General features: G+C 57.5%; 25 protein-coding genes. 8 read left to right on the forward strand and 17 right to left on the reverse strand.

Features of this window, described 5'->3' with window-relative positions; genetic code table 11:
• The first annotated feature begins 210 nt into the window (after window positions 1-210).
• From FEM41_RS23445 to sseA, 4 genes are all read left to right on the forward strand, one after another.
• Complete coding sequence (locus tag FEM41_RS23445; protein ID WP_138098896.1) at window positions 211-1,434, forward strand: hypothetical protein; 1,224 nt, start codon at window positions 211-213, stop codon at window positions 1,432-1,434.
• A gap of 4 nt (window positions 1,435-1,438) precedes the next feature.
• The gene (locus tag FEM41_RS23450; protein WP_138098897.1) at window positions 1,439-2,683 is read left to right on the forward strand and encodes a Zn-dependent hydrolase; all 1,245 of its coding nucleotides are present in this window, start codon (window positions 1,439-1,441) and stop codon (window positions 2,681-2,683) included.
• A complete protein-coding gene (locus tag FEM41_RS23455; RefSeq protein ID WP_138098898.1) occupies window positions 2,676-3,860 on the forward strand; it encodes an amidohydrolase in 1,185 nt (394 codons plus the stop codon). The genes FEM41_RS23450 and FEM41_RS23455 overlap by 8 nt, the downstream gene beginning before the upstream one ends.
• A gap of 141 nt (window positions 3,861-4,001) precedes the next feature.
• Complete coding sequence (gene sseA / locus FEM41_RS23460) at window positions 4,002-4,850, forward strand: 3-mercaptopyruvate sulfurtransferase (RefSeq protein ID WP_138098899.1); 849 nt, start codon at window positions 4,002-4,004, stop codon at window positions 4,848-4,850.
• Between the two features lie 39 nt (window positions 4,851-4,889).
• Here the strand turns inward: sseA and sseB are convergent, their stop codons facing one another.
• From sseB to trmJ, 11 genes are all read right to left on the reverse strand, one after another.
• Window positions 4,890-5,666, reverse strand: coding sequence for an enhanced serine sensitivity protein SseB (gene sseB / locus FEM41_RS23465; protein WP_138098900.1), 777 nt, complete (start codon window positions 5,664-5,666; stop codon window positions 4,890-4,892).
• A gap of 129 nt (window positions 5,667-5,795) precedes the next feature.
• The gene (gene pepB, locus FEM41_RS23470; RefSeq protein ID WP_138098901.1) at window positions 5,796-7,082 is read right to left on the reverse strand and encodes an aminopeptidase PepB; all 1,287 of its coding nucleotides are present in this window, start codon (window positions 7,080-7,082) and stop codon (window positions 5,796-5,798) included.
• Between the two features lie 61 nt (window positions 7,083-7,143).
• The gene (gene iscX, locus FEM41_RS23475) at window positions 7,144-7,344 is read right to left on the reverse strand and encodes a Fe-S cluster assembly protein IscX (protein ID WP_138098902.1); all 201 of its coding nucleotides are present in this window, start codon (window positions 7,342-7,344) and stop codon (window positions 7,144-7,146) included.
• A 13-nt stretch (window positions 7,345-7,357) separates the two neighbouring features.
• Window positions 7,358-7,693, reverse strand: a complete 336-nt coding sequence (gene fdx, locus FEM41_RS23480) for an ISC system 2Fe-2S type ferredoxin (RefSeq protein ID WP_138098903.1) — start codon at window positions 7,691-7,693, stop codon at window positions 7,358-7,360.
• 1 nt (window position 7,694) lies between these two features.
• Window positions 7,695-9,545 carry a Fe-S protein assembly chaperone HscA gene (gene hscA, locus FEM41_RS23485; RefSeq protein WP_138098904.1) on the reverse strand — a complete coding sequence of 617 codons (1,851 nt, stop codon included), beginning with the start codon at window positions 9,543-9,545 and terminating at the stop codon, window positions 7,695-7,697.
• A 15-nt stretch (window positions 9,546-9,560) separates the two neighbouring features.
• Complete coding sequence (hscB, locus tag FEM41_RS23490) at window positions 9,561-10,076, reverse strand: co-chaperone HscB (protein WP_138098905.1); 516 nt, start codon at window positions 10,074-10,076, stop codon at window positions 9,561-9,563.
• A 77-nt stretch (window positions 10,077-10,153) separates the two neighbouring features.
• Complete coding sequence (iscA, locus tag FEM41_RS23495; protein WP_138098906.1) at window positions 10,154-10,477, reverse strand: iron-sulfur cluster assembly protein IscA; 324 nt, start codon at window positions 10,475-10,477, stop codon at window positions 10,154-10,156.
• Window positions 10,478-10,496: 19 nt separating this feature from the next.
• Entirely contained in the window at window positions 10,497-10,883 is a 387-nt protein-coding gene (gene iscU, locus FEM41_RS23500; protein ID WP_138098907.1) for a Fe-S cluster assembly scaffold IscU, read from the reverse strand.
• Between the two features lie 28 nt (window positions 10,884-10,911).
• A complete protein-coding gene (gene iscS, locus FEM41_RS23505) occupies window positions 10,912-12,126 on the reverse strand; it encodes a cysteine desulfurase (protein ID WP_138098908.1) in 1,215 nt (404 codons plus the stop codon).
• A 114-nt stretch (window positions 12,127-12,240) separates the two neighbouring features.
• Entirely contained in the window at window positions 12,241-12,729 is a 489-nt protein-coding gene (iscR, locus tag FEM41_RS23510) for a Fe-S cluster assembly transcriptional regulator IscR (protein ID WP_138098909.1), read from the reverse strand.
• 126 nt (window positions 12,730-12,855) lie between these two features.
• The gene (gene trmJ, locus FEM41_RS23515) at window positions 12,856-13,602 is read right to left on the reverse strand and encodes a tRNA (cytosine(32)/uridine(32)-2'-O)-methyltransferase TrmJ (protein ID WP_138098910.1); all 747 of its coding nucleotides are present in this window, start codon (window positions 13,600-13,602) and stop codon (window positions 12,856-12,858) included.
• A gap of 122 nt (window positions 13,603-13,724) precedes the next feature.
• On the opposite strand from trmJ, the gene suhB reads away from it, so the two are divergent.
• Window positions 13,725-14,528 carry an inositol-1-monophosphatase gene (gene suhB / locus FEM41_RS23520; protein ID WP_138098911.1) on the forward strand — a complete coding sequence of 268 codons (804 nt, stop codon included), beginning with the start codon at window positions 13,725-13,727 and terminating at the stop codon, window positions 14,526-14,528.
• Window positions 14,529-14,548: 20 nt separating this feature from the next.
• On the opposite strand, the gene FEM41_RS23525 is transcribed toward suhB, so the two are convergent.
• Together FEM41_RS23525 and FEM41_RS23530 are read right to left on the reverse strand one after the other, a co-directional pair.
• Window positions 14,549-15,535: a nickel/cobalt transporter gene (locus FEM41_RS23525; protein WP_138098912.1), complete on the reverse strand. Its 987-nt coding sequence runs from the start codon at window positions 15,533-15,535 to the stop codon at window positions 14,549-14,551.
• Entirely contained in the window at window positions 15,526-16,173 is a 648-nt protein-coding gene (locus FEM41_RS23530; protein ID WP_421805506.1) for a DUF1007 family protein, read from the reverse strand. Before FEM41_RS23530 ends, FEM41_RS23525 begins: the two co-directional genes overlap by 10 nt.
• A gap of 124 nt (window positions 16,174-16,297) precedes the next feature.
• Between FEM41_RS23530 and csiE the strand changes: the two genes are divergently transcribed.
• On the forward strand, window positions 16,298-17,578 hold the full coding sequence (gene csiE, locus FEM41_RS23535; RefSeq protein WP_138098914.1) for a stationary phase inducible protein CsiE: 1,281 nt from the start codon (window positions 16,298-16,300) through the stop codon (window positions 17,576-17,578).
• On the opposite strand, the gene FEM41_RS23540 is transcribed toward csiE, so the two are convergent.
• Together FEM41_RS23540 and FEM41_RS23545 are read right to left on the reverse strand one after the other, a co-directional pair.
• Window positions 17,575-18,714 (reverse strand): 3-phenylpropionate MFS transporter, encoded by a 1,140-nt coding sequence (locus tag FEM41_RS23540; protein WP_138098915.1) that lies wholly within the window; start codon window positions 18,712-18,714, stop codon window positions 17,575-17,577. The two genes, csiE and FEM41_RS23540, sit on opposite strands and share 4 nt — an antisense overlap.
• A 61-nt stretch (window positions 18,715-18,775) precedes the next feature.
• Complete coding sequence (locus FEM41_RS23545) at window positions 18,776-19,507, reverse strand: YnfC family lipoprotein (protein ID WP_138098916.1); 732 nt, start codon at window positions 19,505-19,507, stop codon at window positions 18,776-18,778.
• Window positions 19,508-19,766: 259 nt separating this feature from the next.
• On the opposite strand from FEM41_RS23545, the gene FEM41_RS23550 reads away from it, so the two are divergent.
• Entirely contained in the window at window positions 19,767-21,176 is a 1,410-nt protein-coding gene (locus tag FEM41_RS23550; protein ID WP_138098917.1) for an MFS transporter, read from the forward strand.
• Window positions 21,177-21,259: 83 nt separating this feature from the next.
• Entirely contained in the window at window positions 21,260-22,759 is a 1,500-nt protein-coding gene (locus FEM41_RS23555) for a TrkH family potassium uptake protein (protein WP_138098918.1), read from the forward strand.
• On the opposite strand, the gene FEM41_RS23560 is transcribed toward FEM41_RS23555, so the two are convergent.
• Both FEM41_RS23560 and FEM41_RS23565 read right to left on the reverse strand, forming a co-directional pair.
• Complete coding sequence (locus FEM41_RS23560; protein WP_138098919.1) at window positions 22,756-23,244, reverse strand: nucleoside deaminase; 489 nt, start codon at window positions 23,242-23,244, stop codon at window positions 22,756-22,758. The two genes, FEM41_RS23555 and FEM41_RS23560, sit on opposite strands and share 4 nt — an antisense overlap.
• A complete protein-coding gene (locus FEM41_RS23565; RefSeq protein WP_138098920.1) occupies window positions 23,241-24,554 on the reverse strand; it encodes a nucleobase:cation symporter-2 family protein in 1,314 nt (437 codons plus the stop codon). The genes FEM41_RS23560 and FEM41_RS23565 overlap by 4 nt, the downstream gene beginning before the upstream one ends.
• Window positions 24,555-24,589 lie beyond the last annotated feature (35 nt).

Here is a 24,589-nt window from a genome sequence, read left to right on the forward strand (position 1 = left end):
CTTTATTCAAAACACCACAATTAATTACCAGGATAATCAAAACACCCAGAATAAAACACCAGGTGTTACTGAAAAAACCAATATTATAATCTTATTTTCAACCACGACACCGGGCACCCCCGAAATAACATATCGTGAATGTTCTGGAAATTATTGTATTATGGCAACGCACTCATCCCCTGACAGCATAAAAAACAATGGAAGTTGCCAATGAATCAGATGGTCGCACTCGTTATTATTATTGCAATACTTTATATCGGCGATATCGTCTCTACGCGTTCAAAAGCCTGGATACCGTCGGTATTCGTCTGCGCAGTTCTATTCCTGGTGGGTTACTGGACCTTTTTCCCGGCGGATATCATCAGTCAGGCCGGAATCACACCAGCCATTGCAGTAATGCTAATGTATTTGCTTATTACCAACATGGGAACTTTGCTGTCCCTGCGCGAGTTAGCTAAACAGTGGAAAATGGTGGTGATCGCCCTTGCCGGTATCGCAGGCATCGCTATTGCCGTATTTGCCGTCTGCATGGTGTTATTCGACATGAACACTGCACTGGTGACGATTCCTCCGCTGGTTGGCGGCATCGTTTCTTCGTTAATCATGTCCAAAGGTGCCGCCGAAGCTGGGCTGGTCGATCTGTCTGTCTTCGCTATCTTGATTTACGTCATGCAGGGCTTTGCGGGTTACCCTCTTACCGCGATTATGCTACAGCGAGAAGGCCGTCACGTACTGGAAAAGTATCGTCGCGGTGAATGGAAAGAATACTCACTCCAGACAGAGCCGAATAAGGTACAGACCACAACTGTCGCGGGTGAAGAGGAAATGCCACGTTTCTTCAACGCCTTTCCGGCCCAGTATAATACCAGCTACTTTAAATTCCTGCGTCTGGCCTTCGTCGGTTTTCTGGCCTGGTGGGTTTCCGATCTCTGCGCCCCGCTGGTGAGCATTAGCCCTTTTGTACTCTGCCTGTTATTCGGCGTCATTTTCACGTCATTCGGTTTTCTTGAGCGTCAAACACTTCAGAAAGCAAATGGCTTTGGCTTCGCCGTTATGGGGTTGATGTTATTTATTTTCGACACGCTAAATAAAGCAACGCCGGAAATGCTGTTACGTTTGATTTACCCGATGCTGGTGCTGATTACTACTGCGGTGATAGGTATGTTTATTGTTTCATGGCTGGTCGGCAAATTACTTGGCGTTAATATGCCGATGGCCTTCGCCATTTCACTGACAGCTCTGTACGGCTTTCCGGCGGACTATATTATTACCAACGAAGCCATTAACTCCCTGACCCGGGATGCAAAAGAGCGGGAGGTATTAACTCACCATATGCTGGGCCCGATGCTGGTCGGTGGTTTTATTTCCGTCACCATGGTTTCTGTTGTGCTGGCCGGTATTCTGGTTAGCTACATTACCCCGATAACAGGATAAAACGATGAAAGTTTGCGCTTCCCGCATTAGGCGATTTCTTGATGAACTGGCCGAATTTAACGCCACGCCAGGTCAGGGTATCACTCGTATGAGTTACAGTCCGCAGGCCCACGCCGCACGCGCCTGGCTATGCCAGCAGATGGAACAGGCGGGACTTCAGGTTCGCGAAGACGCCATAGGCAACGTTATCGGTACACTGCCTGGTACCCGAGCCGATCTCCCTTCGGTCATGATTGGTTCCCATTTTGACACGGTTCCCCATGGTGGAGCCTTTGACGGTGCGGCCGGTGTGATTATGGCGTTGGAAATCGCCACATTATTTAATGAACAGGGTCTGTCTCCGCATTACCCGCTGGAAGTCGTCGCACTGGTAGAAGAAGAAGGCGCCAGCTTCGAACGTGGCCTGCTGGCATCCTCTGCCATGGCCGGTCATATTTCTTCTCAGATGCTGGAAAGCCTGCATGACAGCACGGGTATCAGCGCAGCCCAACGCATGTCAGAAGCCGGTTATGCCCCCCAGGATGTCTCCAGCGTGGTTCGCACTCCTGAATCACTCAAAGCCTTTATTGAATTACATATTGAACAGGGACCGGTGCTAGAACAAACCGGCACCGATATCGGTATTGTCGATGTGGTTGTCGGAATGACCCAGCTTAGCGTGACGCTTACCGGCAAGGCAGGCCACGCGGGCACAACCCCGATGGACAAACGCCAGGATGCACTTCTCGCTGCCAGCCATATCATCAGCCAGGTGGGAGATTTCGCCCGCCAGGCCGGGGATGCGACCGTGGCAACCGTCGGTAAGCTTCGGGTCCACCCTAACGGCGCCAACGTTATTCCCCATCAGGTCGTGTTTTCCGTAGATATTCGTTCACGTGATGAGCGGAAACTGCGCCAGGTTATCGACCAGACCCGGGAAGCTATCAACCAGCAGGCAAACCAGGGCATCACTGCGGCAGTTGAACAAACGCTGTACATTGCCCCTACCCCCATGGCGTCAGAGATTGTCCACAGTCTGGAGCAACAGTGCGACAGGCTTGGCTATAGCCGCAGAACCATGGTCAGCGGCGCCGGGCACGACGCCATGGTCTTCGCGGGACTGGCACCAACCGGGCTCATCTTTGTCCCCAGCCGTGATGGACTCAGTCACCATCCCGATGAGTGGACGGATGCAGAACAAATAGCCAAAGGCGTAGAAGTTATCTTCCACACGGTTAAAGCAATGACAGAGGCCAAAAACCATGACTAACCCAGCCATTGCGGCATTTATTAAAGCGCACCAGCATCAGATGATAGATTTTCGCCGCGATCTGCACGCCCATCCTGAACTGCCATGGGAAGAGATACGCACCACCCAACAGATCGCTAAAGCTCTCGACGAACTCGGCATACCCTACCGACTCACAACACCCACCGGAATTATTGCCGAAATTCAGGGTGGTAAACCCGGGAAAACAGTGGGACTGCGCGCCGATATGGACGCACTGCCGATACTGGAACTTAATGATGACCTGAGCTACAAATCCCATACTCCGGGGAAAATGCACGCCTGTGGTCACGATGCCCATACCGCGATGCTGCTCAGCGCAGCCGCTGCGCTGAATAGCATTCGCAGCCAGCTTCCCGGCAATGTCCGCCTGATTTTCCAGCCCGCGGAAGAAATCGCCGAAGGCGCCAGAGAAATGGTCAATCAGGGAGCCATGGAAGGCGTGGATAATGTCTTTGGCATCCATATCTGGAGCCAGATGCCCTCCGGTAAGGTCTCCTGTAAAGTGGGTTCATCCTTCGCCTCTGCTGACCTGCTTAAGGTTTCGTTTAAAGGACGCGGCGGCCATGGCTCCATGCCGGAAGCCTGCGTCGATGCTGCGGTGGTTGCCTCTTCATTCGTAATGAACCTGCAATCCATCGTTTCCCGCGAAACGGCCGCACAGGATTCCGCCGTCGTAACCATCGGTAAAATGGAAGTCGGTACACGCTTTAATGTCATCGCGGAAAATGCCGTGCTGGATGGCACCGTTCGTTGCTTCACCCTGGAAACCCGCGAACGTCTGAAAACCGCCATCGAACGCTATGCCGAACATACTGCCGCCATCTACGGCGCCAGCGCGCAGGTAGATTACACCTACGGTACGCTGCCTGTGATAAACGAAGAGCGTAGCGCGCTGTTGGCCCAATCGGTGATCTGCGACGCCTTTGGCGATGCGGCGCTCATGACCGAACGTCCCACCACCGGCGGTGAAGATTTCAGTTTCTATATGGAAAAAGCACCGGGTTGTTTCGCGCTGGTCGGCTGCGGCTGTCCGCAAAAAGGCTCTGACTTCGCGCACCATCACGGCTGTTTTAATATCGATGAAGACGCTATGGCTACCGGTGCGGAGCTTTATGCGCAATATGCCTGGCGCTATCTGCATCAGGATTCATTCTGAGCCCCCTTTCACGCTCCCGATTCCGGGAGCGTATTTTCCCGCTAATTCTTGCGCCATCTCGCGCAACGCTGTAAATGCGCTTGTTGAACGGATAAAAAAATTTAACAATTTCAACACGAGTAATGGCGCGAGGACGCAATCATGTGTACGTCTCTTTTCGTTGCAAGCGAATGGCTTGCAGAACATATCAATGACCCAGAAATTCAGATTCTGGATGCCCGCATGGCGCCCCCGGGCCAGGAACACCGGGACGTTCCCGGCGAATACCGCGCGGGCCACCTGCCCGGCGCCCTGTTTTTTGATATCGAAGCCCTGTCCGATCACACCTCTTCCCTGCCGCATATGATGCCGCGCCCGGAAGGCTTCGCCGTCGCCATGCGCGAGCTGGGCGTTCACGACGATCGCCATCTTGTGGTCTATGACGAGGGCGATCTCTTCTCGGCCCCCCGCGCCTGGTGGATGCTGAAAAGTTTCGGCGCCCGTAAGGTGTCGATTCTGGCTGGCGGTCTCGCTGGCTGGCAGGCGGAGCAGCGTCCGTTACAGAGCGGTGCCGTAGCGGCCCCCGAAGAGGGCGAATTCAATGCGGAGTTCGACACCCACGTCGTTGCCCGGCTGACCGAAGTGTTGCTCGCCAGCCACGAAGGGGGGGCTCAGGTGGTGGATGCCCGCCCGGCAGCGCGTTTTAACGGCGAAGTGGATGAGCCCCGACCGGGCCTGAAACGCGGCCATATTCCCGGCTCGTTGAATATGCCCTGGGGGTCTCTTGTCGAGCAGGGAGCGCTGAAAAGCCCCGAAGCGCTGCGCGCGCTGTTTGCACAGCAGGGAATCGACCCGCAACGCCCGGTGATTGCCAGCTGTGGCTCAGGCGTGACCGCAGCCGTGGTGCTACTGGCTCTTACCGAACTGGGTGCTCAGGATCTGCGCCTGTATGACGGCGCCTGGAGCGAATGGGGCAGTCGCGACGATCTGCCGGTAGCCCCCGACGCCTGACGGCAAAACGATCCGGCCTGAATGACCGGGTCGTTTGTTTCACAGAATACGGCGGTCCTTAAAATCACGCAGGAAGCTGCCCCAGCGGCGCTCATAGAAAGGCGCTAAATGGGCAATCATAAAGCGGCTGATCCCCCCCTGACCTTCCTGCACCTGGCAGATATCCACCGGCTCGTCTCCCGGTAACGTATCTATCGCCACGCTGCCTGCCGCCTGGATAATCGACTCGAGCTCCCCTTCAGCCTCAATGCCAATCAGCAATACCGGTTCGTCCTGGGCCTGCTCTTTCAGGGAACAGATAAACGCCCGCTTCACCGTCTTCATGGTTTTAAACAGCGTCGCGAGTGAATCGAGCATCTGCTGCGGCGGCTGGGCGATTTCAGAAAGCAGTAGCGCCTCGCCCCCTTCCAGCACCTGCTGTTGGCTGAGCGGATCGCCCTCCTGGCTCAGCAGATGGCGGATCTCCTGAGGGGAAAATTCTTTGCCGGTCTCAAGCCTGGCATTCAGAAACAGCGTCTCGCCGGTGGTCATCTCAAACAGCGTCCGCGCTGGCATCACCACAAAAGGCTGTTCATCCCGGGCCGCCTGTTCAAGAGTCTGTAGCGAGGTAAAAAAGGGGATCACCGATGTGCCGTCGGATTTCTCCCAGTGATGGAGGTCAACGGCGGAATCGGCAGAGAAAGCGCCTTCTTCCACAGCAGAACCCGGCACCCAAACGCTGGACTCCAGCAGGGTGCGGAAAAAGGCCGGGCGGTACGCCGGTTCGGTGGCGGCCTGCGCCAGCAGGGTTTCCAGTTGATTATTATTTTCTGACATAGGGTTTTCCGAATGATTTATTTTTCCCCTTACCCTCACCCCATCCCTCTCCCGAAGGGAGAGGGAGCCGGTTGTGGCTCTTTATCCCCTCTCCCCTCTGGGGAGAGGGTCAGGGTGAGGGGCAAATCTTTACTCCGCGGTCAACAGATTCGCCAGGGTACGAACGCCAATACCGGTAGCGCCCGCCGCCCATAGATCCACCGCCGATTTACGGTAAGTGGCCGAACAGTCGATATGCAGCCAGCCCTGTTGGTATTCTTCAACAAAGTGCGACAGGAAACCCGCCGCAGTACTGGCGCCCGCCGGGCAGGCAGCGTTACCGGTGTTGCTCATATCCGCAAAGTTAGACGGCAACTGGCTGCGGTGCAGTTCCGCCAGCGGCAGGCGCCAGAACGCTTCGTTTTCGGCCCGGGCGCTTGCCATCAGGCGCTCAACCAGCGCATCGTCAAAGCTCAGCAGCGCGTGATAATCATTGCCGAGCGCGGTCTTGGCAGCGCCGGTCAGGGTGGCGCAGTCAACGATCAGCGCCGGTTTTTCACGACAGGCGTCGATCAGGCCGTCCGCCAGCACCAGGCGCCCTTCGGCATCGGTATTCATCACCTCAACCCGCTTGCCGTTACGGTAGCTGATAATATCGCCAAGCCTCATGGCGTTGCCGCTGATCATATTGTCCGCGCAGCACAGGAACAGCTTCACGCGGCGCTTAAGGCCGCGGGTAATCGCAAAGGCCAGCGCGCCGGTCGCCAGCGCGGCACCGCCCATATCGGACTTCATGGAGTCCATAAATGCGCTGGGCTTAATGCTGTAGCCGCCGGAATCAAAGGTAATCCCTTTGCCGACCAGACAGGCGTAGACCGGCGCATTTTCATCACCGGTTGGGTTGTAGTCCAGCGTCAGCAACGCGGACGAACGCTCGGAGCCGCGACCCACGGTATGGATCCCGGTATAGCCCTGCTCACGCAGATCTTCGCCACGAATGATACGGTAGCTAATCTGCTCGCCGCCCACGTCATTCAGCAGGTCGACGGACCGCTGAGTCAACTGAGACGGCCCCAAATCTTCCGCCGGCAGGTTAATGGTGTCGCGTACCCAGTCGATAATTTTCAGGCGACTTTCCAGCTCGCGCTGCGAAGCCTCGTCCAGTTCGGCCCATTCAACCTTACGCTCCCCTTTCGGACCCCGGTAGCCCATCCAGAAGGCCCAGCTTTTCTCCAGGTCCCATCCTTCACCGGCCAGGCGCACCCGTTTAAAACCCTGTCCGTCAATTTTGCGCGCGGCGCGCTGAATCAGAATCAGATCTTCTTTGCCGTTCAGATGCAGGGTGATGCCGTCATTACCGATGCTGAAGCTGGCTTTTTCGCCCCAGCGCGCGTCGGCCGGTTGTGTGGAAAGGGTAATATTCATCGCTTCACTCATCCTGAACTCCTTCTTTTTTCGTTCTGGATCGAAACGGGCCGCCTTCTGGCAGCCCGTTGTCTTAATCCGCTTCGTCCAGCCAGACCAGCAGTATCGCCTCAAGAATCTTTTCGTTTGAGGCCTGAGGGTCGTCGTCGAACTCTTCCAGTTCACAAATCCACTGATGCAGATCGGTGAAACGCACGGTTTTCGGGTCGATGTCCGGGCGGCTGTCGTACAGCGCCTCGCCAATCTCCCGACTGTCGGTCCATTTTAATGCCATCACTCTATCCCCGTTAGTGCTCGCGGGCATGGTTAATTGTGTAACGCGGAATTTCCACTACCAGATCTTCGCTGGTGACCTTTGCCTGGCAGCCAAGGCGGCTTTCCGGCTCCAGTCCCCATGCTTTATCCAGCATGTCATCTTCTTCTTCGCTACTCTCATCCAGCGAGTCAAAACCTTCTCGTACGATGCAGTGACAGGTGGTGCAGGCGCAGGATTTCTCACAGGCATGCTCAATCTCAATACCGTTGCGCAGCGCGGCATCAAGAATAGTTTCTCCAGCTTCGACTTCCACAACCACGCCATCCGGGCAGAGATCCTGATGGGGCAGAAAAACAATCTTTGGCATATTAAACCTCATCCACAGAGTGGCCTTTGAGCGCTTTACGAATGGAGAGATCCATCCGGCGCGCGGCAAACTCCTGGGTCTGTTTGTCTATCGTTTTAATGGCTTCTTTAATTGCGTCGACATCGTCGCCCGCGGCAACAGTGCGCAAATGGGCCGCGCTCTGTTCAATGGTTCCGCGCTCCTGGTCGCTCAGCAGCTCGCCATCGGCGGCCAGCGCGCTGTGCAGGCTTTCCAGCACCCGTGCGGCTTCCACCTTCTGTTCAGCCAGCATACGGGCCTGAACATCCTCGCCGGCATGAGCCATGGAGTCTTTGATCATATCGGCGATTTCGCTGTCGCTCAGACCATAGGAAGGTTTCACCTGAATTGAGGCTTCCACGCCGGTGGATTTTTCCATCGCGGTGACGCTCAGCAGGCCGTCGGCATCCACCTGGAAGGTGACGCGGATATGGGCGCCGCCTGCCGGCATAGCCGGGATCCCGCGCAGCGAAAAGCGCGCCAGCGAACGGCAGTCCTGCACCAGTTCGCGCTCGCCCTGCAGCACGTGAATCGCCATAGCGGTCTGACCATCCTTAAAGGTGGTGAACTCCTGAGCGCGGGCGACCGGAATGGTGGTGTTACGTGGAATCACTTTCTCCACCAGACCGCCCATGGTTTCCAGCCCCAGCGAGAGCGGAATAACATCAAGCAGCAGCATTTCGCTGTCCGGCTTGTTGCCCACCAGGATATCGGCCTGAATCGCGGCGCCGATAGCGACCACTTTATCCGGGTCGATGGAAGTCAGAGGTTCGCGGCCAAAGAATTCACCCACCCTGTCGCGCACCAGCGGTACCCGGGTAGAGCCACCAACCATCACCACTTCCAGCACTTCCTGCGCGTCAACGCCCGCATCTTTCAGGGCGCGGCGGCAGGAGAGCAGCGTACGCTTAACCAGCGGCGCAATCAGTTCGTTAAGCTGTTCACGGGTGACGTTACCGCGCCAGCCTGCGACATCGACTGCCACGCTATCCGCATCGCTCAGGGCGATTTTGGCAGCGGTGGCGGCATCCAGTAACTGACGCTGTAGCGTCGCATCCTGACGGTCGCTAACCCCGGCCTGCTCGCGCAGCCAGTCGGCCAGCAGATTATCGAAGTCATCACCACCCAGCGCGGAGTCGCCGCCGGTCGCCAGCACTTCAAAGACGCCGCGACTCAGGCGCAGCACCGAAATATCAAAGGTGCCGCCCCCCAGGTCGTAGACGGCGATAATCCCCTCTTTGCCGGAATCCAGGCCGTAAGCAATGGCCGCGGCAGTAGGTTCATTCAGCAGGCGCAGAACGTGAAGACCCGCCAGACGGGCAGCGTCTTTCGTGCCCTGACGCTGGGCGTCGTCGAAATAGGCGGGAACGGTAATGACTACGCCGTCCAGCTCCCCCGCCAGCGCTTCACGAGCGCGATCGGCCAGGGCTTTCAGAATATCGGCGGAAACCCGCACCGGATTAACCACACCGGCGGCGGTATCGATCATCGGCAGGCCGTTAACACTGGCATGCAGACGATAAGGAAGATGAGGGTAGCGGCTCTGAATATCCGTCAGCGAGCGCCCCATCAGGCGTTTAACGGAACTGATGGTATTAACAGGATCCTGCGCCGCCAGCGCGCGCGCTTCCTGGCCAACGATAAGGCTCTGTTGCTGATAATTCACCACAGAGGGCAGCAGATGGCGCCCGTAGCAATCCGCCAGTGTTTCGGTTAGCCCGCTGCGCACCGTGGCCACCAGCGAATTGGTGGTCCCCAGATCGATGCCTGCCGCCAACTTGCGCTGGTGCGGCGCGCTACTCAGGCCGGGCTCACTAATTTGTAATAAGGCCATGTTAAGCTTCCAGAATTAAAAATCGAGCAGCTTCTCTTCGAGTTGTTCTGTTGTGCTCCGCAGTTTATCGAGAAAACGCAGCTTACGCACGGTATCCGCAGCCTGATCCCAGACTTCGCTATCCAGTTCCTGAACCATCTGTTCGCTGCGGGTTTTGATCGTTGCGTTCAGGCGAGCGATAAACGCCTCGAGCCGCGCTTCATCACGGGCCTGTTCGATATCGTCCAGCTCTTCGCGCAGTTCCAGCTGCTCCATCAGAAAGGCGGTGTCGCGCACCGTCTGCTGCTCATTTGCCAGGTCATAACCGTGCAGCGACAGTATATATTCAGCGCGGGGGAGCGGATGGCGCAGGGTCTGCCAGGCCTGGTTGATGGTGGCTGACTGGGTCACGGCCTGAAGCTGTTCAGCTTCCGGGCGGCTGGCGTAGTTATCCGGGTGGAACTTGCGCTGCAGCTCCTGATAGCGGGCAGCCAGAGTGCGGCTTTCGAGCTCAAAGCGAACCGGCAGCCCAAAGAGGGTGAAGTAATCCATATCCGTTCCGGGTTAGCGAAGTAAAGCACTGCCCCACGCACCGGGAAGGTGGTGGGGCAGTCAGAGAAGAGGCCGAATCAGACGTTGAAGCTTTCGCCGCAACCGCACTCATCCTTCACGTTGGGGTTGGTAAATTTAAAGCCTTCGTTCAGCCCTTCTTTCACGAAGTCGAGCTGCGTGCCGTCCAGAAAACTCAGGCTCTTACCGTCGATCACCACCTTCACGCCCTTGTCTTCAAACACCACGTCATCATCGGCGGGGCTATCGACAAACTCCAGTACATAGGCCATACCGGAACAGCCTGAAGTGCGCACGCCAAGGCGCAGGCCAAACCCTTTGCCGCGATTGGCAAGAAAAGTGTTTACGCGCGCAGCAGCGCTATCGCTAAGGGTAATCGACATATCACAACCTCAAAAAAAATTATTCTGCTTCACGTTTGCTTTTATAGTCCGCGATGGCCGCTTTGATAGCGTCTTCCGCGAGAATCGAGCAGTGAATTTTCACCGGCGGCAGTTCCAGCTCGTCCGCAATATCGGTGTTTTTAATCGCCTGCGCTTCGTCCAGGGTTTTCCCTTTGACCCACTCGGTCACCAGAGAGCTGGAAGCGATAGCGGAGCCGCAGCCGTAAGTCTTAAAGCGGGCGTCTTCAATCACGCCTTCACCGTTAACTTTAATCTGCAGTTTCATCACGTCGCCACAGGCCGGCGCGCCGACCATGCCGCTGCCCACGTTCTGGTCGCTGTTGTCGAAGGACCCAACGTTACGCGGGTTCTCGTAGTGATCAATGACTTTTTCACTGTATGCCATGTTAAATACTCCTTACGTCCGAAATCGATTAATGCGCAGCCCACTCGATGCTGTCCAGATCAACGCCCTGTTTGAACATTTCCCACAGCGGAGAAAGGTCACGCAGACGGCCGATGGATTTACGCACCAGCTCGATGGTGTAATCGATCTCTTCTTCAGTCGTGAAACGCCCCAGAGAGAAGCGGATGGAGCTGTGAGCCAGCTCGTCATTCAGCCCAAGCGCGCGCAGCACATAGGAAGGCTCCAGGCTGGCGGACGTACAGGCGGAACCGGAAGAGACGGCCAGATCTTTCAGGGCCATAATCAGCGATTCGCCTTCAACATAGTTGAAGCTGACGTTCAGGATGTTCGGCGCGCCCTGTTCCAGGTCGCCGTTCAGGTAAACTTCTTCAATATCTTTCAGGCCGTCCCACAGGCGAGCACGCAGACCGCGCAGACGGGCCATTTCGGTCTCCATCTCTTCTTTCGCGATGCGGTAGGCTTCACCCATGCCAACGATCTGGTGTACCGGCAGAGTGCCGGAACGCATGCCGCGCTCGTGACCGCCGCCGTGCATCTGCGCTTCGATGCGGATACGCGGCTTACGGCGAACGTACAGACCGCCGATCCCTTTCGGGCCGTAGATTTTATGGCCGGAGAAAGACATCAGATCCACTTTAAGCTGGCTCAGGTCGATAGGCAGTTTACCTACGCTCTGAGTGGCGTCAACGTGAAAGATGATACCGCGGGAACGACACATTTCGCCGATGGTGGCAATGTCCTGCACCACGCCGATTTCGTTGTTCACGTGCATGATGGAAACCAGGATGGTGTCGTCACGCATCGCCGCTTCCAGATCTTTCAGATCGATAATACCGTTGCTTTTCGGGGCAAGGTAAGTGACCTCAAAGCCTTCACGCTCCAGCTGACGGCAGGTGTCCAGCACCGCTTTGTGCTCGGTCTTGCAGGTAATGATGTGCTTGCCTTTTTTCTGATAGAAGTTGGCCGCACCTTTCAGCGCCAGGTTATCAGATTCGGTTGCACCGGAGGTGAAGACGATTTCACGCGGATCGGCGCCAATCAGATCGGCAATCTGATTACGGGCGATATCGACCGCCTCTTCGGCCTGCCAGCCAAAACGGTGGGAGCGGGATGCCGGGTTACCGAAGGTTCCGTCCATCGTTAAGAATTGCATCATTTTTTCTGCGACGCGCGGATCCACCGGCGTGGTCGCAGAATAATCGAGGTAAATCGGTAATTTCATTGCTCTTAAGCTCCGTACATCACTTCAATGCAAAGAATCAGGTCGGGCTGGCGGGGACGTACGGCCAGTCACTCGATGCGCCCCGTCCTGATTCTGAATATCGTTATTCTGGTACTAAGCGCGCAGTTTCAGATCGATAGCATCCTGTGCGCGGCTGCTGCGATGAGAGTCATTCTGCTGGCGGTCAGAAACGTCCAGCACTTCCTGGTTGTTCACCAGCTCACCCAGCGTAATATTGTTCAGGAAGCCAGTCAGGCGATCGCTCAGATCGCGCCACAGCGCGTGCGTCAGACACTTATCGCCGCCCTGACAGCCGCCCTTACCCTGGCAACGCGTAGCGTCGACGGATTCGTCAACGGCACTGATCACTTCGCCCACCGCGATACTGCCGGCTTCTTTACCTAGCAGGTAACCGCCCCCCGGTCCACGCACGCTGGCCACCAGACCATTCTTACGCAGGCGGGAGAACAACTGCTCCAGGTATGAGAGCGAGATTCCCTGCCGCTCAGAAATATCAGCCAACGGTACCGGGCCCGCTTCGGAGTTGAGTGCAACGTCCAGCATTGCGGTCACGGCATAGCGCCCTTTTGATGTCAGTCTCATGTCTTACTTAACCTCAAAAATGCCCCTCGACCCGGGGGTTTACCATAGATATAGTTTTTACATAGCGGCACAAGTCTGACATTCCTGAGTAATTTGGTCAACTATTTACCCAGGTAAAACACTCAACTATTTCTGATTCTGCGGCTTCCCTTTATTCCCCTCTTCCATCGAAGAGAGAATCCCGCGCAGGATGTTCAATTCCTGGCTTTCCGGACGGGCACGGGTGAACAGACGGCGCAGCTTGTTCATCACCTGCCCCGGATGGTTGGCGCGAATAAAACCAGTTCCCAGCAGCACCTGCTCCAGGTGGCCATAAAAGCGTTCCAGATCGTCAACCAGCGGATAAGGTGTTTCATCACCCGGTTCCGGTGCCGTCTGCTCAGCAGCAGCAAGCGCCGCCATACGGACTTCGTAAGAGATAACCTGTACCGCCATGGCCAGGTTAAGGGAGCTGTATTCCGGATTAGCGGGGATCGCCACGTGGTAGTGGCACTTCTGCAGTTCATCGTTGGTCAGGCCAACGCGTTCACGGCCAAAAACCAGCGCCACCGGCGCGTGCTGCGCCTCTTCAACGCTTTTTACGCCGCATTCGCGGGGGTCGAGCATCGGCCAGGGGAGCGTTCGGGAACGGGCGCTGGTGCCCACGACCAGGCTACAGCCGCTCAGAGCTTCGTCCAGGCTATCAACGATGCGCGCATCGCCAATCACATCGCTGGCGCCAGCCGCCAGCGCAATCGCCTGGGAATCCGGCTTCACCAGCGGATTCACCAGCCAGAGATTGGTCAGGCCCATGGTCTTCATAGCACGGGCGACCGAGCCCATATTGCCGGTGTGAGAGGTCTCCACCAGTACGATTCGAATATTCTGCAGCATATGCCTTTGGACTAATAATCAGGTTTTACAGGCGATCCTACCATAAAGCGAAGACACATTCCGAACCCTCTGCTATACTCCGCCCGTTTTTCCCGTTCTTTAACATCCAGTGAGAGTAACTCATGCATCCGATGCTCAACATCGCCGTGCGCGCGGCGCGCAAGGCCGGTAATTTTATTGCTAAAAGCTATGAAACCCCGGACGCGGTGGAAGCCAGCCAGAAAGGCAGCAACGATTTTGTCACCAACGTCGACAAAGAAGCCGAACGCATTATCATCGAGACTATCCGTAAGTCTTATCCGCAGCATTCCATCATTTCTGAAGAAGCCGGCGAACTGGCGGGCAGCGACCAGGATGTACAGTGGGTTATCGATCCTCTGGATGGCACCACCAACTTTATCAAACGTCTGCCGCATTTTTCGGTCTCTATCGCCGTGCGCGTTAAGGGCCGTACCGAAGTGGCCGTGGTTTACGATCCGATGCGTAACGAACTGTTTAGCGCCGTCCGCGGTCAGGGCGCCCAGCTAAACGGCTATCGCCTGCGCGGCAGCAGCGCCCGCGATCTGGACGGCACCATTCTCGCCACCGGTTTCCCGTTCAAAGCCAAGCAGCACTCCACTGCCTACATCAAGATGGTTTCCAGCCTGTTTACCCAGTGCGCCGACTTCCGTCGCACCGGCTCCGCCGCGCTGGATCTGGGCTATGTTGCCGCCGGTCGCGTGGACGGTTTCTTCGAAATTGGCCTGAAGCCCTGGGACTTCGCCGCCGGTGAACTGCTGGTGCGTGAAGCAGGCGGTCTGGTATGCGACTTTGTCGGCGGTCATAACTACCTGACCAGCGGCAATATCGTGGCCGGTAACCCGCGAGTGGTGAAATCCCTGCTCGCCTGCGTGCGCGACGATCTGAGCGAAGCGCTTAAGCGCTGATGCCCACACTCCGCCCCTGGTCAGAAGGGGCGGAGCCCCCGCCCGACCGGCTGAGCCGCCGCCAGCCACATCATAATTCCCGCCGCCACCAGTATCACACCACCAGCCAGCGCCAGAGTGACACCGACCACCCGTTGCCATAGCGCCGGGGTTTGACTCACGCTCATGCGTTGAGCCAGTTGCCGACAGCTATGCACCAGCAGCGCCAGCCCGGAAATGGTCAGCGAAGTCCCGGCTGACATCGCCATCACCGCCGCCACACCCCACCAGAAAACATCAATCACTTTACTGAATAACAGCACCACGATCGCGCCGGAACAGGGCCGCATTCCCATCGACAGCACCAGCAAAATCCGCTCGCGCAGACTCCCCCCCTCTTCCATCTGCTGCGACGAGGGCAGATGCTGATGACCACAGCCGCAGGTAGCGCTGTGTTGATGATGCGGTGTCATCCGCAGGAAAACCGGGCGCCGCAGCAGACCGCGCAGTCGCCTGAGCGCCCGCCAGCACAGCATTACGCCAAGCAGCGCCACCAGCAGGTAGCTCCCTTTTTCCAGCCAGAAAGCGCTGAGATGCAGTGTGCGCACCGGCAGCGCCAGCAGCCACAGCACCAGACTGACCAGCGCGATAGCCACCAGCCCCTGGAGTAGCGACGATGCCAGCGTCACGCCCAGGCTGGCGTGCAGCCGCGAGGGATGAGTGGCAAGCCAGGTGGTCATCACCACCTTGCCGTGCCCCGGCCCCAGCGCGTGCAGCACGCCATAAGCAAAGCTGAATAGCAGCAGCGCGCTGCCAGCTCGCACCGGGTTTTCGGCCACCGCCTGTAACAGCGCACTAAGCTTGCCATTAACCTCACGCTGCCAAAGCGTGCTCTTTAGCATCAACTGCGGCCAGTTCAGCCACAGCGCCACGCCAGCACCGACAATTGCCAGTATCAGCAGCGCCAGCGGCCAAAACGCCAGCCAGCGGCGACCAGGGGGTGAGGAAAGGTTATTGATTACTGACATGTCAGCGTCACCTGCTGCGCGAAGTGTTTACCCAGTTCCATCTCCTGCGGCGGCGCATCTTCTTTATCCAGCGACAGGGCCCAGGCCTGCAGTTTTGCGTCGGGCTCCGGGGTGTTCAGGTTGAGCTTACAGCGCTGGCGCAGCGCTTCTGGCAGCGTCAGCGAATTCGCATTGTCGTAGCGCATATCCACATAGTAAGTGGGATCAAAGGTGGTAAAGCGATAGCGTTGCCCTGCCAGCGGCTGGGGATGCGCCAGCGGCAGCGTAAAGAAGAGCACCGCCTTGTTCCCCTCGCGTGCCAGCCGGTAATCGCGTGGCAGATTGCTGAAAGTCACCTTCCGATCGCCATGCCAGAATTCCGTGAAGTAGTGCTGCCCCAGTACATTCGCCATCACCTCGGCCGCCAGCTTTTTCCAGACCGGTGAATCCGGCGCGGCGCCGCCAGCGTCATACAGCAGATCGGCCGAGGTCATTTCATCCATAGTCCAGCGCATCGCCAGCCCGGCGAGTGCATCATTCTCCACCACCATCTGGCTCTCAAGAGTGATAAAGCTGTGCGGATGCCCAAAGGCACCGGCAGAGAGGGCCAGCAAAGTCAGCGCCAGCGCGCTGCAACGTCCTGATTTAGTGATATCCATCATTCCTCAGCGAAAAATACTGTGAGCCAGGCGAAACAACCTTCTGAAAAATGCTCAGCAGAAAAAACGGAGCATAAAACTTCGACTATCCTTGGATCTGAACACGACTAACGGGAAAAATCGGATGATGACACTGCTTCAGCCGCCACCATCTGTGCTTTCCGATCCGCAACGCCGCTGCCACCTGCTTTTAACGCTCTGTCTTCCGGGACAGACGGTGACCCCCCAGGTCATCGCACGCCTTAATGGGGTGGATGAAGCCGTCGTTCACCAGGATATCGCCGATGCCCGCCATGAAATTCGGGAGAATTATCGGCTTAATATCCTGACTCAACCCGACGGCAGCTACCGGATTGAAGGCACCGCACTGGATCGTCGCCTCTGCCTGCTTCACTGGCTACGTCGGGGCCTGCGTCTGTGTCCGGATTTCGTCCGGCATCAGTTTGCCCCCGCTCTGAAACAGGAGCTGCGTCAGCAGGGGATTTCACGCGCGCTCTATGACGATACCAACCTTCAGGCCCTGGTCAACCTCTGTTCGCGCCGTCTGCAGCGGCAGTTCACACCTGGCGACAACCAGTTCCTGAACCTCTACCTGCAGTTCTGCCTGACTCAGCATCAGCAGGGCCATATTCCCCAGTTTAGCGACAGCCAGCGGCGCTGGGCCCAGACCCGTGCTGAAGCGCTGGCGGCCAAAGAGATTGTGCGCCACTGGGATCGTCGCACACCGCATCCCCCCCATGAGAACGAGCGTCTGTTCCTGGCGGTGCTGTTTATGCTGCTTCGCACCCCGGATCCGCGTAACGACAGCCAGCGTCAGGACCGGCGCCTGAAGCGCGCCATCGCCGATCTGATCGCCCACTTTCGCGAACTTTCCGGTCGTGACTTCAGCGATGAGAAGGGGCTCAGCAGGCAACTCTATATTCACCTGGCCCAGGCGCTGGACCGCTCGCTGTTCGATATTATGGTCGCCAGCCCGGTGACCCGGGATGTGGCCACCCTCTATCCAAAGCTGATGCGCACCACCCGTGAAGCGCTAATCCCGTTCGAAAATCGCTACGGCGTGCGTTTCTCCGATGATGAAGCGGGCCTGGTGGCGGTGATTTTCGGCGCCTGGCTGATGCAGGCCCAGGATCTTCATGAACGCCAGGTGCTGATCGTCACAGGCGCCAATCCAGCGCTGGAAGCGGAGATCGAACAGCAGCTACGTGAACTAACGCTGCTGCCCATCGCCATTCGCCATCAGTCGCTGACGGACTTTCAGGCATCGGGTTCGCCCAAAGGGGTGGCGGTGATTGTCACCCCCTATGCCACGCCCCTGCCGCTGGTTTCGCCACCGCTGATCCACAGCGAAGGGCCGCTGGGAGAACGCCAGCAGCGACACATCCGGGAAATTCTGGAAGGTTAATCTCTTGCCGCCACGGAAGGCCGCAGCACCAGAGCCGGTAGCACCACCAGCGCCATCACCCAGAATAGCCCGGCCCCCAGATGCTGATAGAGGAAGCCGGAGATCATGGTCATCAGCGCGATACTGCCCCCCAACGCCACCGCCGAATAGAGCGCCTGCAGGCGAATCGCCTGAGCGCCACGGTGTGCCGAGATATAGCGAATCGCCGCCAGATGGCAAACCGTAAAGGTGCCGCAGTGCAAAATCTGCATCACAATCAGCCACGGCAGTTCGGTGGTCCAGCCCATCAGCCCCCAGCGCACCACGCCAGACAGCGCGGAAAGCAGCAGAAGATCCCGGGGGCTCCAGCGCCGGAACAGTCGGTTGCTAAAAGCAAAAATCAGGATTTCCGCCACCACGCCCAGCGACCAGAGGTAGCCCACCACGCTCGGCGAATAGCCCACACTTTGCCAGTACAGCGCACTAAAGCCGTAGTAAGCGGCGTGAGCCCCCTGTAGCAGAGTCACGCAGCCCAGGAAACGCCAGTTTTCCTGCAACAGCTGTCGCCAGGCCTGCCAGCCGACATGATCTGCGCCGCGGGCGTCCCCTTGTGGGGCCACCGAAGGCCGCAGCAGCATTCCGCTTAGCATGGCGATGATCCCCAGCGTCAGCACCATCAGGATGGCCTGATGACCGTAAAGGCTGACCAGCTTACCGGTCAGGGCTGAACCAATGACAAAGGCCAGCGATCCCCATAGCCGGACCCGGCCGTAATCCATGGTTATCTGGCGCTGCCAGGTATTGGCAAGTGCATCGGTCAGCGGCACCAGGGGAGAGAAGAAGAAGTTGAAACCGACTATCACCAATAGCAGCCAGAGCGCGGTATTACCCAACCAGAAGCCAATAGCGAAGATCAGCGCTACCAGCGCCAGCAGGCGTAGCGCCTGCACCAGACGTCCCGGATCCCGCACCCTCGGCGCCAGCAGCAGGCTTCCCAGGAAACGCGCCACCAGCCCGGCGCCAAGCAACAGGCCAATGGTTTCCGGCGTCAGGCCGGTTCCTTTGAGCCAGACGCTCCAGAATGGCAGAAAAACGCCGTAGCTAAAAAAGTAGGTAAAGTAGCTGAGCGCCAGCCAGCGCGTTGATTGCACGACCATTATTCCCTCCCCTGCGGAGCCGATACTCTGTCAGAGGCTCCGCATTCAGGCAAGCAGGAAGTCAGTAATAGGTCGTGCGATAGCGGATCCGCTGCTGTTCTTTCTTTTCACCGCCGTCGGTCAGGGTATTGACGGCGTAGTCGCAGACCAGAGGGTTGGCCATTTTGTCGTAGCGGCACTTCTTCAGCGCCTGGTAGAACGGCATACCGTTACTCAGCCCCTGGGTAATAAAATCCCAGGGTTCGTCCAGCTTGCGCTTTGGCTCGGTAATCAGCAGCACATCGTTCTGTTCGCTATAAAACACAATGCTTTTGGGCATGCCTTCGCGGGTATAGAAGTACTCGCGATAGACCCAGGCGTCTTTTGCATCCTTAACTTTCACCAGAAAGCCATTGTCGTAGATATAGAGCTTATGGACAGGATCGCTGTTAGTGGTCTCCACAATCTGGCATTTGTCATTGAGCACAATGGTATTGCGCTTATCGCGTACCGACACCAGAGTGTTGCTGTCGCTACCGCGCACCAGCTTCATATACTCGCCGCTGGTTCTGTCCGCCCGTTCATACTCTTTAAGGCAACCGCTGGGATCAAACTGCCCTTTCGCCACCATCAGCGGTTTGTCGCTGTCGCCATACAGCGCCTGCTCAAAACTTTTTACGTGGCCGCGCAGCGCATCGAACTCCAGTTCGTTGGACAAGCTTGCCATCGCCGGACGGAAAGGCTGTACCTGCGACTCTCCCCGCGCGCTCCAGGTAATCAGGATGATAGCAAGACACAATAAACTCTTTTTCATAAGGCTCCGGTTTCCTGCCCGGTGTGAGGAGGCAATGTCAGGCACGGAATACGTTAAAGGATAGAAGAATTCTCTGTGCTGGCACCCCAGCCGGCTAAGGCAAAAGCGCCTCATCCCATATCTTTCACTAACTGACCGCCACTGTTCCTGCTTTTACGCTGAATTTTCATTGCCAGCTAATGATTTAAAAATTTAACTCGATTTACATTAACTTAACATTGACGGGCAAACACAATAATTATCAGAGGATAACAGTAACATGCAATCCCGCACTTTACCCTTAGATGCGCCAGAGCCCGATGCCGCTCCCGGGCGCGATATCGCCGGGCGCATCAACGCTCTGCCCTCCTCCCGCGGCCTGTGGAGCTTTATCGTGCTGCTGTCGCTGGGCGGCTTCTTCGAACTCTACGACCTGTTCCAGACCGCCTGGATCAGCACCGGTCTGGTGGCCGATGGCATCTTTCATACCGGCAGCGACGGCCTGTTTGGCGTGGCCGATCAGGCCGCATTCGCCTCGGTAACCTTTCTGGGGTTGTTCATCGGCGCCAGCCTGCTGGCTCCCCAGGCCGACCGTTTCGGCCGCCGCCTGACCTTTATGTTCGCCCTGGCCTGGTATGGCCTGTTTTCCCTGCTGATGGCCTGCCAGACCACGGCGGAAGGGGTGATTCTGTGCCGCTTTATGGTCGGCATTGGCCTGGGGATTGAGCTGGTCACCATCGATACCTATCTGACCGAGTGGGTGCCAGCGTCGCTGCGCAACAAAGCCTTCTCCTTCGCGTTCTTTATCCAGTTTCTGTCGGTGCCCACGGTAGCTCTGCTCTCCTGGTGGCTGGTGCCCCATAACTACTTTGGCGTCAGCGGCTGGCGACTGGTGGTGATCATCGGCGCCGTCTGTTCGCTGGTTATCTGGCTGGTGCGTAAAAATCTGCCGGAATCGGCACGCTGGCTGGCGCGTCATGGTCGCAGTGATGAGGCGCACCGGGTCATGTGCGATATGGAACGGCGCTGCGGCCTTCAGCCCGCCGCCCGCTTCAATGCCGGTGACATGTCGTCCAATACCACCGGTCGCGGCAGCTTCCGGGAATTGTGGTCGCCGGAATATCGCAGCCGCACCCTGATGCTGTGTGTGATGAACTTCTTCCAGGCCATCGGCTTCTTCGGCTTCGGCAACTGGTTACCGGCTCTGCTTTCCGGCCAGGGGGCCAGCATTACCCACAGCCTGCTCTATGCTTTCTTTATCACCCTGGCCTATCCGGTGGGCTGCCTGATCTGTAGCCGCTATGCTCACCGCATGGAAAACAAGTGGCAGATAGTCTTCTCTTCCCTGACCACGGTGGTGTTCGGCACCCTGTTCGCACTCCAGAACCAGCCTCTGCTGCTGATCCTGTGCGGCTTTATGATCACCTGGTCCAACGCCTGGCTGACCATTAGCTATCATGCCTATCAGGCCGAGGTCTTTCCGACCCATATTCGGGCCAGAGGCGTTGGCTTCTGCTACTCTTTCAGTCGGTTATCCACCGCGTTCACCAGCATTTTGATCGGTCTGATTCTGCAATACAGCGGCACCAGCGGGGTGATTATCTTTATCGTGGTCAGCATGATGATGGTGATGCTGTCGGTGGGACTGTTCGGGCCGAAGACCCGGGGCCTGAATCTGGAAGCCATCTGACGACGTGTTTTCAGAATATGGCGTACCGCTTGTGATATCTTTAGCCGCGTTTACGTGAACGACCTCCTCCGAACGGGGGAGTCATGAGGACAACAGGTTTGTACGCCAGCGCCGAATCCGTTTCATCATCGCCCTCCCGCACCCGGGTAGTCATCCATCTGTGCGGCTTTCTGGTCTTTCTCTACAGCCTGACCATGCTGCCGCCAGCGTTTGTCGCTCTTATCAACAAAGAGCGCAGCCTGTTCGCCTTTCTGATCACCTTTGCCCTCTTCGCCACGCTTGGAGCCGGAAGCTGGGCCATTACGCGCACCAGCAGCGTGCAGCTTAAAACCCGCGACGGCTTTCTGATTATCGTGCTGTTCTGGCTGCTGTTTTCGCTGATTAGCGCCATGCCGCTATGGCTGAGCGATGAGCTACAGTTACGGCCGGTGGATGCGCTGTTTGAGGGGATATCCGGCATTACCACCACGGGCGCATCGGTGCTGAGCGAAGTCTCGGGGCTACCGCGATCGATACTCTACTACCGGGCGCAGCTTAACTACGTGGGCGGGCTTGGAGTCATTGTGCTGGCGGTGGCGGTTCTGCCGCTGCTGGGCATTGGTGGGATGAAGCTGTATCAGTCAGAAATGCCGGGCCCCTTTAAGGAAGAGCGCCTGACGCCGCGTCTGGCGGATACCGCAAAGCAACTGTGGCTGACCTATCTGCTGCTGGGCGCCGCCTGTTCCCTTGTCTTCTGGTTCGCCGGAATGCCCGGTTTCGATGCGCTATGCCACGGCATCTCCACCGTATCGCTGGGTGGTTTTTCCACCTGGAATGAAAGCCTGGGCCATGCCGATAGCCTGGCCGTGGAGGGCGTCGCGGGTCTTTTTTCGCTGCTGTCGGCCATTAACTTCGCGCTCTGGTTTGTGGTGCTCAGCCGCCGCAGCCTGAAGCCTTTTTTACACAACGCCGAGCTGCGTTTCTTCCTGCTGGTCGTGGCAGTGGTGGTGATTATCGTCACGCTGGAGGTCTGGCGCGCCGGGATGTACGGCCTGCCGGAATCCTTTGTCCATGCCTTCTTCCTGACCAGTTCGATGATTACCGATAACGGGCTGGCCACCGGTGATTATGCCGACTGGCCGGTACATATCATTGTCTTACTGCTATTAAGCAGCTTCTTTGGCGGCTGCGTCGGCTCTACCTGCGGCGGTATTAAAGCGCTGCGCTTCCTGGTGCTGTTTAAACAGAGCCGCCAGGAGATCCACCAGTTGGCGCATCCCCGGGCGCTGATCAGCGTGCGCATCGGCGGCCACCCGGTCAGCGACCGGGTGCTGCGCAGCGTCTGGAGCTTCTTCTTTCTTTACGCCCTCTGTACCTGCCTGTTTATCATTCTGCTGAATCTGCTGGGCTACGATCTGCTGACCGCCTTCGCCACCGTCGCCGCCTGTATCAACAATATGGGGCTGGGCTTCGGCGAAACCGCGGCAGGATTCGGCACCCTGAACGATCCGGCCAAATACCTGATGTGCGCCGCCATGTTGCTGGGCCGCCTGGAAATTTATCCGGTGCTAATTTTACTGTCGCGCACCTTCTGGCGTAGCTAAGCACGGTTTTTCCAGAACCCGGCCTGTAGCGTGGCAGTCTCCAGCTCCATTTCGGGGATCGGGCCAATCAGCTCAATCGCCTTCTGGCCGCTGCTCAATACCACCTCTGCGGGCAAACTCATGGTCGGATTTTCATCATGGCTGCCGGTACACTCCAGCAGCCGCCGTTCGCTCATGCCATAAACCACCCGGCCGATATTGGCCCAGTAGATGGTGGCAGCGCACATGCAGCACGGCTCAACCGCCGTATAGAGCGTGCAATGCCACAGATAGTCCGCCGGATAGTTGCTGGCCGCCATCCGCGCCAGCGTGGATTCGGCATGATTCACGGTGTCGATATTGCACTGGGTCATCAGCACAGTTTGATTATCGGGCGCCACCAGCACCGCGCCGAAGGGGTGATTGCCCAGCGCCATGGCCCGGCGTCCTACCTCATTAGAGAGCCGCAGAAAATGGATAAATTGCGAATAGTGCGGGTGCGTCACTGAATACCTCCCTGCGCTTCAGGCGCCGGACGATTTAATAGCAGATTCAGCAGCACCGCCGTCGCGCCGCCAATAAAGATACCGCTGCCTAACAGCAGTTGAAGTTCGGACGACAGGGCGTGAAACAGTGCCGGAAACGCCATCGGCAGCGTGCCGACGCTAATGGATATCGCGACAATCAGTACGTTACGCTCATTGCTAAAATCCACCCGTTTCAGCTCCTGAATTCCGGCACTGAGCGTCATTCCAAACATCAGCAGCCCAACGCCACCCAGCACCGGTCGGGGAATGGTGGCGACTACGGCCCCCAGTTTGGGGAATACACCCAGCAGCACCAGAATCACGCCTGCCGCCGCCAGTACGTAGCGGTCATAGACCCGGGTCAGCATCAGAACCCCCGCATTCTGGGAAAAGGCGTTATAGGGAAAGCTATTCAGGCAACCGCCAATGACCGTCGAGAGCCCATCTGCCCGCAGGGTGTCCGCCAGACGACGCGGCGCAATCTCCTGCTCCGTCAGGCGGCCAATCAGTAATACATTGCCGGTGGTTTCGGTCATCACCACAATCATCGACAGGCACAGAACGAATATCGGTGCCGGTTCAAACTGCGGCATACCAAAGGCAAACGGAAGACTCACGCCAAACCAGGGTGCCGCTGCCACCGCGCTCACATCCGCCATCCCTACCAGTAGCGCCGCCAGGGTTCCCACCGCCATGCCAATCAGAATGCTGAGGCTGCGCATCAAACCGCGACAGAACGCATAGAGCAATAGCGTAAAGATGAGGGTGCCCGTTCCCAGCAGAAGCTGGGGTGGTGAACCAAAATCCGCTGCATCCGGGTTTCCGCCTCCCAGCCAGATGGCGGCGGCGGGAATCAGCGAAAGACCGATAATGGTAATCACACAGCCGATCACCAGTGGCGGAAACAGCACCAGCAGGCGACTAAAAAGCGGCGCAGCCAACAGGGTAAAGACCCCGGCACCAATGGTGGCGCCGAATACCGCTGGCAACCCATACTGCTGGCCGATCAATACCAGCGGCGCCAGAACGATAAACGAACAGCCCTGGATTAACGGCATCCGGGCACCAAAACGGCCAATGCCCAGAGATTGCAGCAGTGTGGCAAGGCCGGAGGTAAACAGGCTGGCGCTGACCAGCATGACGGTGGTGGCGCTATCAAGCTGCATAGCCGACGCCAGAATTAATGGCACCGTCACGGTTCCGGCATACATCACCAGGACATGCTGTAGCCCCAGCGATAACAGACGGCGCGCTGGCGTCTGCGGTTGTAGTAAGGTGGAATGCGACATCTGACAATTCCTCAGGCTGTGAGTCATGCCGGACA

This window comes from Jejubacter calystegiae (assembly GCF_005671395.1).
Classification (GTDB): domain Bacteria; phylum Pseudomonadota; class Gammaproteobacteria; order Enterobacterales; family Enterobacteriaceae; genus Jejubacter; species Jejubacter calystegiae.